General features: G+C 58.8%; 17 protein-coding genes. 4 read left to right on the forward strand and 13 right to left on the reverse strand.

Features of this window, described 5'->3' with window-relative positions:
- Positions 1-112 precede the first annotated feature (112 nt).
- The 3 genes from GHO25_RS09475 to GHO25_RS09485 are packed head-to-tail and all read right to left on the reverse strand — an operon-like array spanning position 113 to position 3517.
- Positions 113-1018, reverse strand: a complete 906-nt coding sequence (locus GHO25_RS09475; RefSeq protein WP_153330446.1) for an acyltransferase — start codon at positions 1016-1018, stop codon at positions 113-115.
- Positions 1019-3118: a phosphate acetyltransferase gene (gene pta, locus GHO25_RS09480; protein ID WP_048368321.1), complete on the reverse strand. Its 2100-nt coding sequence runs from the start codon at positions 3116-3118 to the stop codon at positions 1019-1021.
- A gap of 60 nt (positions 3119-3178) precedes the next feature.
- Positions 3179-3517, reverse strand: coding sequence for a DUF3565 domain-containing protein (locus GHO25_RS09485; RefSeq protein WP_048368474.1), 339 nt, complete (start codon positions 3515-3517; stop codon positions 3179-3181).
- Here GHO25_RS09485 and GHO25_RS09490 point away from each other — a divergent pair.
- Positions 3486-3971 carry a peptidylprolyl isomerase gene (locus GHO25_RS09490; RefSeq protein WP_048368319.1) on the forward strand — a complete coding sequence of 162 codons (486 nt, stop codon included), beginning with the start codon at positions 3486-3488 and terminating at the stop codon, positions 3969-3971. The two genes, GHO25_RS09485 and GHO25_RS09490, sit on opposite strands and share 32 nt — an antisense overlap.
- A 135-nt stretch (positions 3972-4106) precedes the next feature.
- On the opposite strand, the gene GHO25_RS09495 is transcribed toward GHO25_RS09490, so the two are convergent.
- Positions 4107-5276 carry a glycosyltransferase family 1 protein gene (locus GHO25_RS09495; RefSeq protein WP_153390666.1) on the reverse strand — a complete coding sequence of 390 codons (1170 nt, stop codon included), beginning with the start codon at positions 5274-5276 and terminating at the stop codon, positions 4107-4109.
- 151 nt (positions 5277-5427) lie between these two features.
- Entirely contained in the window at positions 5428-6183 is a 756-nt protein-coding gene (gene cysZ, locus GHO25_RS09500; RefSeq protein ID WP_153390667.1) for a sulfate transporter CysZ, read from the reverse strand.
- A 311-nt stretch (positions 6184-6494) separates the two neighbouring features.
- Here cysZ and trxB point away from each other — a divergent pair, with 311 nt between their 5' ends.
- Entirely contained in the window at positions 6495-7460 is a 966-nt protein-coding gene (gene trxB / locus GHO25_RS09505; protein ID WP_048368315.1) for a thioredoxin-disulfide reductase, read from the forward strand.
- 129 nt (positions 7461-7589) lie between these two features.
- Here the strand turns inward: trxB and GHO25_RS09510 are convergent, their stop codons facing one another.
- The 6 genes from GHO25_RS09510 to GHO25_RS09535 all read right to left on the reverse strand — a co-directional run bounded on the left by GHO25_RS09510 (position 7590) and on the right by GHO25_RS09535 (position 10585).
- On the reverse strand, positions 7590-7931 hold the full coding sequence (locus GHO25_RS09510; RefSeq protein WP_048368314.1) for a HopJ type III effector protein: 342 nt from the start codon (positions 7929-7931) through the stop codon (positions 7590-7592).
- Positions 7928-8221: a DUF1244 domain-containing protein gene (locus GHO25_RS09515; RefSeq protein ID WP_048368313.1), complete on the reverse strand. Its 294-nt coding sequence runs from the start codon at positions 8219-8221 to the stop codon at positions 7928-7930. The genes GHO25_RS09510 and GHO25_RS09515 overlap by 4 nt, the downstream gene beginning before the upstream one ends.
- A gap of 30 nt (positions 8222-8251) precedes the next feature.
- Entirely contained in the window at positions 8252-8623 is a 372-nt protein-coding gene (folX, locus tag GHO25_RS09520) for a dihydroneopterin triphosphate 2'-epimerase (RefSeq protein WP_048368312.1), read from the reverse strand.
- The gene (gene folE / locus GHO25_RS09525) at positions 8623-9186 is read right to left on the reverse strand and encodes a GTP cyclohydrolase I FolE (protein WP_153390668.1); all 564 of its coding nucleotides are present in this window, start codon (positions 9184-9186) and stop codon (positions 8623-8625) included. Before folE ends, folX begins: the two co-directional genes overlap by 1 nt.
- A gap of 23 nt (positions 9187-9209) precedes the next feature.
- Positions 9210-9920, reverse strand: coding sequence for a dihydromonapterin reductase (gene folM / locus GHO25_RS09530; protein WP_048390255.1), 711 nt, complete (start codon positions 9918-9920; stop codon positions 9210-9212).
- 95 nt (positions 9921-10015) lie between these two features.
- A complete protein-coding gene (locus GHO25_RS09535; RefSeq protein WP_048368308.1) occupies positions 10016-10585 on the reverse strand; it encodes an antibiotic biosynthesis monooxygenase in 570 nt (189 codons plus the stop codon).
- A 181-nt stretch (positions 10586-10766) separates the two neighbouring features.
- On the opposite strand from GHO25_RS09535, the gene GHO25_RS09540 reads away from it, so the two are divergent.
- Positions 10767-11714, forward strand: a complete 948-nt coding sequence (locus GHO25_RS09540) for a MerR family transcriptional regulator (RefSeq protein WP_153390669.1) — start codon at positions 10767-10769, stop codon at positions 11712-11714.
- On the opposite strand, the gene GHO25_RS09545 is transcribed toward GHO25_RS09540, so the two are convergent.
- Positions 11692-12168 (reverse strand): PAS domain S-box protein, encoded by a 477-nt coding sequence (locus tag GHO25_RS09545; protein ID WP_153373691.1) that lies wholly within the window; start codon positions 12166-12168, stop codon positions 11692-11694. The two genes, GHO25_RS09540 and GHO25_RS09545, sit on opposite strands and share 23 nt — an antisense overlap.
- Before the next feature lie 134 nt (positions 12169-12302).
- Here GHO25_RS09545 and GHO25_RS09550 point away from each other — a divergent pair, with 134 nt between their 5' ends.
- A complete protein-coding gene (locus tag GHO25_RS09550) occupies positions 12303-12758 on the forward strand; it encodes a flavodoxin (protein ID WP_153390670.1) in 456 nt (151 codons plus the stop codon).
- Here GHO25_RS09550 and GHO25_RS09555 read toward each other — a convergent pair.
- Positions 12739-13638: a LysR family transcriptional regulator gene (locus GHO25_RS09555; RefSeq protein WP_048368302.1), complete on the reverse strand. Its 900-nt coding sequence runs from the start codon at positions 13636-13638 to the stop codon at positions 12739-12741. The genes GHO25_RS09550 and GHO25_RS09555 overlap by 20 nt on opposite strands.

Raw genomic sequence — 13638 nt, forward strand, 5'->3', positions numbered from 1 at the left:
TAATATCAGGGAAAAAGCTTCGTTAACTGTTCGCTATGTCTCCGAACAAAGTGTTCGCTATGTCCCCGGTCCATACAGGGAGTGGGTTAGGGTGAGGGGCTTTTGATCTTCTTCACTGTGCCGGGTATTGCCGATGCAACTCGCCCAACAACCGGTCCTTATCTTCCCACAGCTGGTTGATCCAGCTCTGAAACGCCAATTTGTAGGCCGGGTCCTGGTCGTAGTTTTTACCGATGAACTCCGCCGGGATTTCCAGCTCTTCAAATACCACCACTACGTCCCGCACGTTGCCGCACAGCAAGTCCCAATACCCCGGGCGTCCGCCAGGGTAATGAATCGTTACGTTGACGATGGACTTTAACTGCTCGCCCATCGCATCCAGCACGAAGGCAATGCCGCCGGCTTTAGGTTTGAGCAGGTAGCGGAACGGCGATTGCTGTTCGGCGTGTTTGGCTTCGGTGAAGCGTGTGCCTTCGACGAAGTTGAAAATGCCCACCGGCTGGTTTTTGAACTTGGCGCAGGTTCTGCGCGTGGTCGCCAGGTCGGCGCCTTTCTTTTCCGGGTGTTTGGCCAGGTAGGCCTTGGAGTAGCGTTTCATGAACGGGAAGCCCAACGCCCACCACGCCAGCCCGATTACCGGCACCCAGATCAGCTCTTGCTTGAGGAAGAACTTCAGCGGGCGGATACGTTTGTTGAGCACGTATTGCAGCACCATGATGTCGACCCAGCTCTGGTGGTTGCTGGTCACCAGGTACGAGTGCTCATAGTCCAGCCCTTCGAGGCCCTTGATGTGCCAGCGGGTTTTGCCCAGCAGGTCCATCCAGCGTTTGTTGTTGCCGACCCAGGCTTGGTGAATGTGCCGCATCAACTCGTCGGTCACCCGTTGCGCGGGCTTGAACGGCAGGCACAGCTTAAAGATCGCAACCACAAACAACGGCGTGCAACACACGATGGTGTTGATCGCCAAGAACAATGAAGCAATGACGCCGCGTAACGGCGCAGGCAGGAAATCCAGCATTTACACATCCATAGGTCGGTTGGCGGCTTGAATCGCCGTCAGGGCGATGGTGTACACGATGTCGTCCACTTGCGCACCACGGGGCAGGTCGTTCACCGGTTTGCGCAGGCCTTGCAGCATCGGGCCCAAACTCACGCAATCAGCGCTGCGCTGCACGGCCTTGTGCGTGGTGTTGCCGGTGTTCAGGTCGGGGAAGACAAACACCGTCGCACGGCCGGCCACCTGGCTGTTGGGCGCCAGTTGGCGGGCCACTGTTTCGTTGGCCGCAGCGTCGTATTGCAACGGGCCGTCGATGAGCAGTGCGCGCTGGGCTTCATGGGCGAGGAGGGTCGCTTCACGGACTTTTTCGACTTCTTCACCGCTGGCCGAGTCGCCGCTGGAGTAGCTGATCATGGCCACGCGCGGGGTGATGCCGAACGCTGCGGCAGAGTCAGCGCTTTGCAGGGCAATTTCTGCCAGCTCAGTGGCCGACGGGTGCGGATTCATCACGCAGTCGCCGTACACCAGCACCTGTTCCGGGAACAACATGAAGAACACCGACGACACCAAGGTGCAGCCCGGCGCTGTTTTGATCAGTTGCAGGGCAGGGCGGATGGTGTTGGCAGTGGAGTGGATGACCCCGGAAACCAGCCCGTCGACCTCGTCCAGCGCGAGCATCATGGTGCCGATCACCACCGGGTCTTCCAGTTGTTGCTCGGCCATTGGCGCATTGATGCTTTTGGTTTTGCGCAGGGCCACCATCGGTTCTACATAACGGCCACGAATCACATCCGGGTCGAGAATCTCCAGCCCCGGCGGCAGTTCAAACCCATGGGCCTTGGCCACGGCGTGAACTTCTTCAGGCTTGGCCAGCAGCACGCAACGGGCGATACCGCGGGCCTGGCAAATGGCGGCGGCCTGCACGGTCAAGGGCTCGCTGCCTTCGGGCAAGACGATCCGCTTGTTGGCGTGCTGGGCGCGCTGGATCAATTGATAGCGGAACACCGCAGGCGTGAGGCGCATCTCCCGTGGCGTACCGCAACGCTGGTGCAGCCAGTGCGCGTCGAGGTGGCTGGCGACGAAATCAGTGATGATTTCAGCGCGTTCGCGGTCATCGATCGGGATTTCTTTGTTGAGCTGATTGAGCTGGTTAGCGGTGTCGTACGAGCCGGTGCTCACCGACAGCACGGGCAGCCCGGCTTGCAAGGCCCCACGGCACAGCTCCATCAGGCGCGGGTCAGGCTTGGTGTCGCTGGTTAGTAGCAGACCCGCCAGCGGTACGCCGTTCATGGCGGCCAGGCTGACGGCCAGGATGATGTCATCGCGGTCACCGGGGGTTACCACCAACACGCCGGGTTTGAGCAGTTGCAGCGTGTTCAGCACGGTGCGGGCGCAGAGGATGATCTTGGACATGCGCCGGGTTTCATAATCGCCCGCATTCAGCACCTGCGCGCCGAGCAGCTCGGCCACGTCACGGGTGCGCGGGGCATTGAGTTCGGGCTGGTACGGAATGCAGCCCAATAGCTTGAAGTCGCCGGTCCGCAGTAACGGTGAGTGTTCCTTGAGGCGCGCTGAAAACACTTCCATGCTTTCGTCGGTTTTCACTTTGTTAAGGATCACGCCGAGCACCTTCGGATCTTTCGGCCCGCCGAACAGCTGCGCTTGCAGCTCAACCCGGCCGGAGAGCTCGGTCAAAACTTCGTTTTCCGGGGCCGACACCAGAATCACTTCGGCATCCAGGCTCTTGGCCAAGTGCAAATTGACGCGCGCCGCGTAACTGGCGGTGCGCGTGGGCACCATGCCTTCAACGATCAACACGTCTTTACCCACGGCGGCTTGCTGATAAAGGCTGATGATCTCTTCGAGCAACTCATCGAGCTGGCCGTCACCGAGCATGCGCTCAACGTGGGCCAGGCCCAAGGGCTGAGGCGGCTTGAGGCCGTGGGTACGCGCCACCAGTTCGGTCGAGCGTTCAGGCCCGGTGTCGCCGGGGTGCGGCTGGGCAATGGGCTTGAAAAAGCCGACTTTCAAGCCTGCACGCTCCAGAGTACGGACCAGGCCGAGGCTGATTGAGGTCAGGCCCACACCAAAATCAGTGGGGGCGATAAAGAAAGTTTGCATGCGAGCTTCCTGACGTAGCAGTGCAAGAGCAACACTCGATAAACGAGCCATGTGCTGGAATCAATTGCCAAGGTTAACGCTATCAGCCTCCTGAGCACACCAGCCACAACGAAAGGGCTGGCCTATTTTTTTTGCCCGCTGCTCAGGGTCCAGCACCCAGGGGCGTGACTGCCAGGGCGGTTGATGGCGCTGATGCTGGGTATGGCCACAGGAGAGCACAGCAACCCAGTGCTGCTCTTCATCTTGGCGCCAGCCAATGATTGTTGAGGTTTTCAAAGTTATCCGTTGGTCTTGGTTGTGTTCGCTTTCGTGCGAATGCTTGGTTAAACTTGCGAACTCATTATTATTTTGCAAAAGGTCTCGCCCCATGACGATCGCCGCCAACAAGGCAGTCTCCATCGAATATACCCTGACCAACGACGCTGGTGATGTCATTGACAGTTCTGCTGGCGGCGCTCCGCTGGTTTACCTGCAAGGCGCGGGCAACATCATTCCAGGTCTGGAAAAAGCCCTTGAAGGCAAAAACGTCGGTGATGAGCTGGACGTTTCCGTTGAGCCAGAAGACGCTTACGGCGAATACTCCGCTGAACTGGTCAGCACCCTGAGCAGCAGCATGTTCGAAGGCGTTGACCAACTGGAAGTCGGCATGCAGTTCCACGCTTCCGCGCCGGACGGCCAAATGCAAATCGTGACCATCCGTGATCTGGACGGCGACGACGTAACCGTTGATGGCAACCACCCGTTGGCGGGTCAGCGCCTGAACTTCAAGGTAAAGGTTGTTGCTGTACGTGACGCGAGCGAAGAAGAAGTTGCTCACGGCCACGTGCACGGTGAAGGCGGTCATCAGCACTGATACCGGCTACTTCGCTCACCTGTGAGCGAGTAAAGAAAGGCGCCTGTTGGCGCCTTTTTTTGCGCCTCTAAGTTATGTCATCAGCGCTCTGCATGATTGTTGATTCACGATCGCGCGGCACAGGTCAGGGCGGGTTTATTCAGATAGCGGCAACGGACCTGTCTGGCTTTGGCAGGCGCGCTGCAACTGGTTTTCGAACTGTTCGATAATTTGCGGCCAGCCCTGGCGACAGGCATGGTGGCGCGCATTGAGACGCACGGTGCGCAGGGTTTCCGGCTCTTCAAGGAGCCAGGCGGCAGCATCGATCCAGGCATATTCATCCCCTGGCATGGCCAGCACGCCGTTGTAGCCATGACGAATATGCTGGCCCGCCGCGGCGGCGTCATAAGCCACAACGCCCAGCCCCGAAGCCAAGGCTTCTAGCACCACATTGCCGAACGTTTCGGTCAGGCTCGGGAACAAAAACACGTCGCCACAGGCATAGTGGCGGGCCAGGTCTTCACCGGATTGAGCGCCACAAAAAAACGCATCCGGCAGCGAGGCTTCCAGTGCGGCCCGTTTGGGCCCGTCACCGACGATGATCAGCTTGAAGCGGCGCCGCGGGAAGCGCTCCTGCAAGGCTTCCAGGCAGTGCTTGAGTGCACCCAGATTCTTCTCGGGTGCCAGGCGACCGACATGCAGCAGGGCAATATCGTCTTCGCCCAATCCCCAACTCTGGCGCAAGGCGCTTTGGCGTTTCGCCGGGCTGAACAGTCGGCTGTCGACCCCGCGCTCCAGCAGCTCCAGGCGATCAAAGTGCCGACGCTGCAGTTCGAGCCGCTGGCTGGCGCTGGGCACCAGAGTCAACGCCGAGCGGTTATGGAACCAGCGCAAATATTGGGTCAGCAGCCGGGTAAATACCCCGAGGCCGTAAATGCTGGAGTAATGCTGGAAGTTGGTATGAAAACCGCTGACCACTGCAATACCGAGTCGGCGTGCCACGCGCAGCGCACACAATCCCAGCGGGCCTTCGGTGGCGATGTACACCACGTCCGGGCGTTGTACTTGCCAGCGCTTCATCAAGCGCCGGGTGGAGGCGATGCCCCACTGCAGTCCCGGATAACCGGGGATAGACCAGCCCCGGCACAGCATCACCTGATCGTTACTGCGTTGATTGCCATCGCAGGTCTGGCGAGGGCGTACCAGCTCCACATGGTGATCGCGAGCGCGCAGGCCATCAAACAAACGCCCAAGGGTGTTGGCCACGCCGTTTATTTCTGGTGGAAACGTTTCGGTGATCAGGGAAATATGCAGGGCAGTTGTCATGGCACCAGTCTCAACGTGATCTGTGTCGGCTACGTGTCAGCCAAATGATGAATTTATGGCGACTGAACCGTAGACAGCGTGGAGACAGCTTAGGTGCAATAAGGCTCTCAGCGTTTTTAATGCAGCGCTGAGAGCCGTGTTTTTTATCCCTTCATGGCTTTTTCACGGCCAGGGCTTCTTCGCCCCGCTCACGTACCCAAAACAGCGTTGCCCCGGCCACGGCGGCAGGCATCATCAGCAGGTTGACCACGGGCACCAGCAGTACCAGATACACCACCCCGCCAAAGCTCAGGCTCTGCCAGCGTTTCTGGCGCAGCCAGGCGAGCATCTCGTTCCAGCCCAGTTTGTGGTTGTCGGCCGGGTAGTCGATGTACTGGATGGCCATCATCCAGACCCCGAATATCAGCCACAACGGCGCGGCGATCAGGTTGACCACGGGCACAAACGACAAAATCAGCAAGGCAATCGCGCGGGGCAGAAAGTAGCCCAGCTTGCGCATTTCACGGGCCAGTGTGCGGGGCACCATGGCGATCAGTTCGCTCCAACTGAACGGCGGCGAGTTATCGACCCCGCGCACCACGGCTTCGACCTTCTCCGAGAGAAACCCGTTAAAAGGCGCGGCGATGATGTTGGCGAACATGGTGAAGGTGAAAAACACCATCAAAATGAGCAACACCACAAACAGCGGCCATAACACGTAGTTGAGAAAGCTCAGCCAGCTGGGCAGCGTCGGCATCAGCGTGTCGACCCACAGGCTGAACTGATGCCCGGAGAAGTAAATCAGCCCGACAAACAGCACCAGGTTGATCAGCAGCGGCAACAGCACAAATAAACGCAGGCCTGGGCTCAGGACCAGCTTCAGGCCTTCACGCAGGTACTGCGGGCCAGATAGAACAGGGGCGGGCATAGTGGGCTCCGGGCAATGGAAAATCGGCCGACCTTAACGGCTTTGCGCGCGGGGCGAAAGCCTGGAGGCGGATTCGACAATAACTGTAACAAAGACGTCCAATGATGAATTTGAGCACATAGAGGACTGCTATGAGCTGGATTGTTAATGCGTATTTCCTTACTCTCAGCGGCCTATATACGCTGCACCTACATTTTTCAGGACCTGCGGGTGACAGACCTGGCCTGAGCAGGTGAGCGGTTTCTTTTTATTCCAGCCGGTAAAGCGGCGTTCCGCCCTTATTTCTACACGGGCGGCCATAGGAGTGAGTCATGTCTGAAGTACGTCATTCGCGTGTGATTATTCTGGGTTCTGGCCCTGCCGGTTACAGCGCCGCTGTTTACGCTGCCCGGGCTAACCTCAAACCACTGCTGATCACGGGCATGCAGGCGGGCGGTCAACTGACCACCACTACCGAAGTCGACAACTGGCCGGGCGATGTACACGGCCTGACCGGCCCGGTCCTCATGGAGCGCATGCGTGAGCACGCCGAGCGTTTTGAAACAGAGATCGTGTTTGATCACATCAACGCCGTTGATCTGAAAAACAAACCGTTCAGCCTGACCGGCGACAGCGGCACTTACACCTGCGACGCGCTGATCATCGCCACCGGCGCCAGCGCCCGTTACCTGGGCCTGCCGTCTGAAGAAGCCTTTATGGGCAAGGGCGTGTCGGCCTGTGCAACCTGCGACGGTTTCTTCTATCGCAACAAGCCGGTGGCAGTCGTGGGTGGCGGTAACACGGCAGTTGAAGAAGCCCTGTACCTGGCCAACATCGCGAGCAAAGTGACCCTGGTTCACCGCCGCGAAACCTTCCGCGCCGAGAAAATCCTGATCGACAAGCTGAACGCCCGCGTGGCTGAAGGCAAGATCGAGTTCAAATTGAACGCCACCCTGGACGAAGTGCTGGGTGACAACATGGGCGTGACCGGTGCCCGCCTGAAAAACAACGACGGCAGCTTTGACGAAATCAAAGTAGACGGCGTGTTCATCGCCATCGGCCACACCCCGAACACCTCGCTGTTCGAAGGTCAACTGGAACTCAAAGACGGCTACATGGTGGTCAAGGGCGGCCGTGAAGGCAACGCCACTGCGACCAGCATCGAAGGCGTGTTTGCGGCGGGCGACGTGGCTGACCACGTTTACCGTCAAGCCATCACCTCGGCCGGTGCCGGCTGCATGGCAGCACTGGATACCGAGCGTTACCTGGACGGCCTGCAGAACGCTGAGTTCAAGTAATCCGTAGCGCCTAAAAAACCGGCTTCGGCCGGTTTTTTTGTGGGCAAAGAACCTGTAGGAGCGAGCTTGCCTCGCGATCTTTTGATCTTTTAAAAGATCGCGAGGCAAGCTCGCTCCTACAAGGTTTTTTTACGCCTTGCGCGTCAGCGGCTGGGTCTGGAATGTAACCCCGGCCAGGCCGTGGCTGATCAGCGCGCGGATGTTGCCGTGGTCGGTGCCTTCTGGCGTCGCCAGTACCGAGCGGTAATGCTCGCCGAACGCCAGCAGCGCTTCTTGATCGCTGAACCCTTCGAGCAGGGCCAGGCCCAAGGTCTTGCACGAGCCTTCGTTTTGCCCGGCCGCGTTCTCGACGCCGCCGTTGTTGAAAGCCTGCGGCTGGTAATCGTACTGCGCGGCGACAAACGCAAGCGTGTCGGCAAATACGTGTTCGCCGCTGTTTAGGCTGGCGCGCAGGGTGTTCAAATCAGTCATTCGTGTTTTCCTTTGGCGAACGCCGCTACTTGTTCGGCGCTGGCTTCTTTCTGGTAAAGGTTTTTCCATTCGGCGTACGGCATGCCGTAGACCACTTCACGGGCGTCATCGAGGCTGACCTCGATCTGGCGCTCATCTGCCGCGGCCTTGTACCACTTGGACAGGCAGTTACGGCAAAAACCCGAGAGGTTCATCAGGTCAATATTTTGTACGTCTTTGCGGCTGTCCAGATGCGCGACAAGGCGGCGAAAGGCGGCAGCTTCAAGTTCAAGTTGTTCTTGGGGCGTCATAAAATTTACCTGGGTTCAGTGGGCTGTAGCTTAGCGGCAAGCCGCTAGCGTAATCGACACCGATTCAGCAAAGCGCAGGGCGTGGGGCTTGTCGACCTCGACTTCGGCGTACTGCACGGCGGTGTTGCTCATCACCAGGTCGAGCAGTTCTTGGGTCAGGCGCTCAAGCAGGGCGAAGCGGTTCTCTTCGACGTGCTGAATCACCGCCTTGGTGATGGTCCGGTAATTCAGGGCGTGATCGATGTCGTTATCCCGTACCGCTTCTTGCGCGGCATACAGGATGGTGAGGTTGATCAACACATCCTGCTTGTTGAGGATCTCGTCTTCATTAATCCCGATAAAGGTGCGCAGACGCAGGTCTTTGACACGGATGCGGGCCGTTCCTGGCTGAAGTTGTGGCATTACGACTTGCTCCGTCCAATCAATTGCAGGAACTCCATGCGGGTGCTGCTCGACTCGCGGAACGCGCCAAGCATGACCGAGGTGTTCATGGTCGAATTCTGTTTTTCTACACCGCGCATCATCATGCACATGTGCTTGGCTTCGATCACCACGGCAACGCCCGCCGCCTGGGTAATGTTCTGAATGGCGTCGGCGATTTCGCGGGTGAGGTTTTCCTGGATCTGCAGGCGACGGGCAAACATGTCGACGATGCGGGCGACCTTCGACAGCCCCAATACTTTGCCGGTCGGAATGTAGGCCACGTGGGCCTTGCCAATAAACGGCAGCAGGTGGTGCTCGCACAACGAGTAAAGCTCGATGTCAGCGACGATTACCATTTCATCGCTTTCTGAGGCAAACAGGGCGCCGTTGACGATATCTTCCACGCTCTGGGCATAGCCGTGACACAGATACTGCATGGCCTTGGCGGCGCGTTTCGGGGTGTCGAGCAGGCCTTCGCGCTCAGGGTTTTCACCGAGGCCGACCAGGATTTCGCGGTAATGCTCAGGCAATGATGTGCTCATGAAAATGCTTCCTCGCGGACGTCTTACTTAACGTGTCGTCCGCCGTTGACGGTCAAGGTGGTGCCGGTCACGTACGGGTTATCCAGCAGGTAGCGCAGGCTTTGGTAAATCACCCCGGCGCCGGGCTCAATGCCCAGGGCTGACTTGGCCAGGGCGTTGGTGCGGTACGCCGCGTCGTCGTCTGGGTTGAACATCAGCAAGGCCGGAGCGATGCCGTTTACTTTGATATGGGGCGCCAGTTTAGCCGCGAATGACAGCGTGAGGCTGTCGAGCCCGGCTTTGGTGGCGCAATAGGCTATGTGCTTGCTACTGCCTTTGCGGGTCACGTCATCGCTGATATGCACGATGTCGGCCGGGCTTGAGCGCAACAACAATTCGCTGCAATGCAGGTTAATCAGATACGGGGCGAGCATGTGCACGCTGAACATCTGGGTAAAAGCGCTGGTTTCAGTGCCAGGCGTCTCTGCCAGCCACGCTGAGGCGTTATGGACGATAGCCCGCAACGTGTCGGTGTGGGCTTTAAGCCGCTCGATAAAGTCGAGAATGCCGCCTTCACTGGAAAAGTCGGCATACAACGTAGTCGCGCCCAGCTCGCGTAACGCCTGCACGCCGGGCTTTTCGCTGCGATAGCTGATGATGACGGGATAACCGTCAGCCAGCAGTTGCCGGGCACAGTGCAAACCAATGCGCTGGCCAGCACCAGTGATCAGGATCGGGGCAGAAGACGTGGGCATGACGGGCTCGATGCGAAATAGCCGGAAACAGTCGCGGCGCAATGGCAAAACTATACCAGCGTCCGCGACCTGACTGCCAAGCCCGGGGCGATCGTTTAACTGCGTTGCGCGAGGGAGTTTGTGCGCAAGGGCTTGTTGGGCGTGCTGTGCAGCCAGCCTGCGAGCAAATGGGTCGAAAGCGGAATAAACAGATACACCATTAGCGGCGTCAGGGCCAAGGTGCTGACAAACACCCGTGGCAACAAACTCAACTCGCCCAGCAATGGGCCCAGTGCAAAGTTGAACAACAACGACACCGGAAAGAACGCCAGCCAGATGGCCACGGCCTGTTTCCAGCGAGGTGGGCGCTGCCCGGCGGCGCCAAACCAGCCATCGATGCCGCTGACGCGATGTTCTGAAGGGTTGGCAAACAGGTGGCTGCCGCGCTGCAACCAGGCCTTGCGCGACACCGAGTGTTCCCACGCGTGCAGGGTGGCTTCGTCGGCAAAGCGGAAAATGATCTGGAATTCATCGTCGCTCGGGGGCGGTGCCAGCACGCCTGAACCCAAGTAACCGGGAAAGTCGGTGGCTAACTGTTCGCCTTCGTGCAGCCAGGCGATCAGTTCCTGGTAACGGCCTTTCGCGACACGGCGCGCGACCATCAAGGTGACAGGGGAGGTAGACATTGTGTATCTCCATGAGGCTGATGCTGCCCGGGTAGGGCAACCACAAAACACAGCACCGGGGTGGTGGGCTGTGTCTGGAAAAACAAGCAAGGATTGTTCCCGAACGCAGTCAACGGGATCGCCACAGCGAGGGAGATGAAGCGTAGAATCCCTCAATTCACTCTTGTAACAGGCCTTAACCATGCCCGTGATCACTGAACTTGAGCCCGTTGCGCTCGCGGCAGGTCAGCCAGAACTGCCGGGCCTTTACCCGATCAGAGAAGTCGCCCGGCTCACCGGCATTAACCCGGTGACCTTGCGTGCGTGGGAGCGGCGCTATGGTTTGATCCAGCCGACACGCACCGAAACAGGGCATCGCTTGTACACAATGAGCGATATTGAGGCAGTGCGTCAGGTCATGGGCTGGCTTGAGCGCGGCGTTGCGGTCAGCAAAGTGGCCGAATTGCTGGCACGCCCTACCGCCTCTGTCAGCGTACCGAAAGAGGCTTTGGCTGACGAATACGAACAGTGGCAAGCGCGTGTTCAAGCTGCGCTCAGCGCCTTTAACGAAGCTGAACTGGATCGCCTGTATGGGCAGATTTTCTCCAGTTACCCGCTGGAAGTCGTGTTCAAAAGCATCTTGATGCCGCTCTGGGAGCAACTGCTCAAGGCGCAAGATGAGTTTGGCCGCACCAGCGAATGGTTGCTGCTTGATCGCTTTTTGCGCGGCCGCGTTCAGCAGCGCCTGCACCTGCAACCCATGGACGCCCAAGATTGCGTGCTGCTGGTGGGGCTGCCCGAGTTGTGCACAGAGCTGGAACTGCTGGTGGCCGGCTTGCTGTTGAGTCGCAATGACCGGCTGATCAGGGTATTGGCCGTTGGTCAGCCGCTGGATGAGCTGTCGCTGATTTGTGAGCAGGTTCAGCCTCGTGCGGTCGTGCTGTTCGCCCGTCAGGTAGTGGGCGCAGCCCATCAGCGCCGCTTGATCCGCCTTGCGCAATCGCTGGACTGTTCAGTGGCGCTGGCCGGTGAGGCCGCCAATGTGGCACAAGACGCGCTGGCTGGCTCATCGATTGCCTGTCTGGGCAGCGAGACCGCTTTGATGAACCAGCGCCTGGACGCTGAGCTTAAGCAAGCGGCGGCGCGCTAACACCCTTGGCCGCTTTGAGCGCCTCCAGTTCAGCTTTTACTGCCGCCAACTCGATCTCCAGTTGAGCGGCTTTTTGCTGAGCTTTTACCTGTTGGGTGACATCCTTTTGCACCCCAATAAAGTAGGTCAGTTGATCAGCGTCGTTGAAAACGGGCGTGATCGACAGTTCGTTCCAGAAGTACGAACCATCTTTGCGGTAATTACGCAGCACCTGTCGTGTCGGCTCTCCGCTGGCGATAGCCTCGCGGATCAAGTGCAAACCAATCTGGTCGCGGTCGCCTGACTGTAAAAAGCGGCAGTCCTGATACAGGATGTCGTCGCTGCTGTAGCCCGTCAGTGCCTCAAACGCTTTATTGACGTAGATAAGGATGTTGTCTTCACCTTCCTGCTCGGCCACCACAATACCGTCCTGGGACGCGTCCACCATGCGCTGCAGTAAACGGGCGTTGATCATGGTGCAGCACTCCAAAAGTCAGATAAGTTCGAGCCATTTTAGGACATCGCGACAAGCTGTCTACGTGCTATCACCGAAAGCAGGGCGTCACCTGTTAGTATCTCTGCCTTTTAGTCAGTTACAGGATCAGATTGATGAAAGTCGCCATCCTTTCAGGCTCGGTGTACGGCACCGCAGAAGAAGTCGCCCGCCACGCCAAACAACTGCTGACCGAAGTCGGTTTTGAGGTGCTGTTTAACCCGCGCGCCACGCTAGCCGATATTCAGGCCTTTGCTCCGGACGCTTTTTTGGCGGTGACCTCCACCACGGGCATGGGCGAGCTGCCTGATAACCTGACCCCGTTGTACAGCGAGATCCGTGACCTGCTGCCCGCAGCCTGGCGCGGTCTGCCGGGTGCCGTGATCGCGTTGGGCGACTCCAGCTACGGCGATACCTATTGCGGCGGTGGCCAACTGCTCACTGAACTGTTTGCCGAGCTGGGACTGCGTGAAGTCCAGTCGATGCTGCGCCTGGATGCCAGCGAAACCGTTACCCCTGAAGCCGACTCCGAGCCGTGGGTTGAAGACTTCATCAAAGCACTGACCCAGTAATCGACCGCTCACGCAGCAGCTCCAGCCAGGCTTGAGCTGCGCGTGACAAGTACGCGCCTTCGCGCCAGATAAAGGCGATGTCCCAGCGTAGGGTGTCGGGGGCAATCAGCTTTAAACGTATGACGTCGGGGCGCACCAGTTCGCGTGCGACCACGCTGGGCAACAAGACCACGCCTTGGCCGGCCGCCACCAGCGCCACCAAAAAGTCTGACTGGCCGCTGCGCCCGCCTTCCTTGGGGGTAAAGCCCATTTGCTGGCAGGCCTGGACTACACGATCGTTAAGCACAAAGCTGCGTTGATAGAGCAAAAACGGCGTCTCGGCCAGTTGCTCCAGGCGCACGCTGCCGCCTTCTGCCAGCGGATGATTGGCCGGCAGCAAGGCGTCCAGCGGCTCGTCGCAAAAGGGCTGCCAGGAAAACGCCTGATTGTTTTTGGGCGTCAGGCTGCCGCCCAACTCCAGTTCGCCGCTCAACACCGCCTGTTCAATATTCAAACTGCCACCTTCGAGCAGTTGCACCTGAATATTCGGGTAGCGACGCCGGTACTCGGCAAACAGGTTGGCAAACAGCGCATTACCGCCTAGCAGCGGCAAACCCAGTTTCAACTCGCCGCGTTCCAGGTGGCTCAAGTCATCAAGCTCACTCAATAACTCATTGTGCAACCGCAGCATGCCTTCGGCGCGTTGCAGCACCACCTGTCCGGCTGCAGTGAGGCGCACGTGCGAACCGAACCGGTCAAACAGCGTCGTGCTGAGGCTGTGCTCCAGTTGTGCGACTTGTTTGCTCACCGCCGATTGGCTGATGTGCAGGTGTTGGGCGGCCTGGGTAAAGCCGCCGTGGCGTACCACCTCAACGAAGGTGCGCAGTTGTTTGAATTCCAT

Source organism: Pseudomonas sp. FSL R10-1350 (assembly GCF_009600525.1).
GTDB lineage: Bacteria > Pseudomonadota > Gammaproteobacteria > Pseudomonadales > Pseudomonadaceae > Aquipseudomonas > Aquipseudomonas helleri.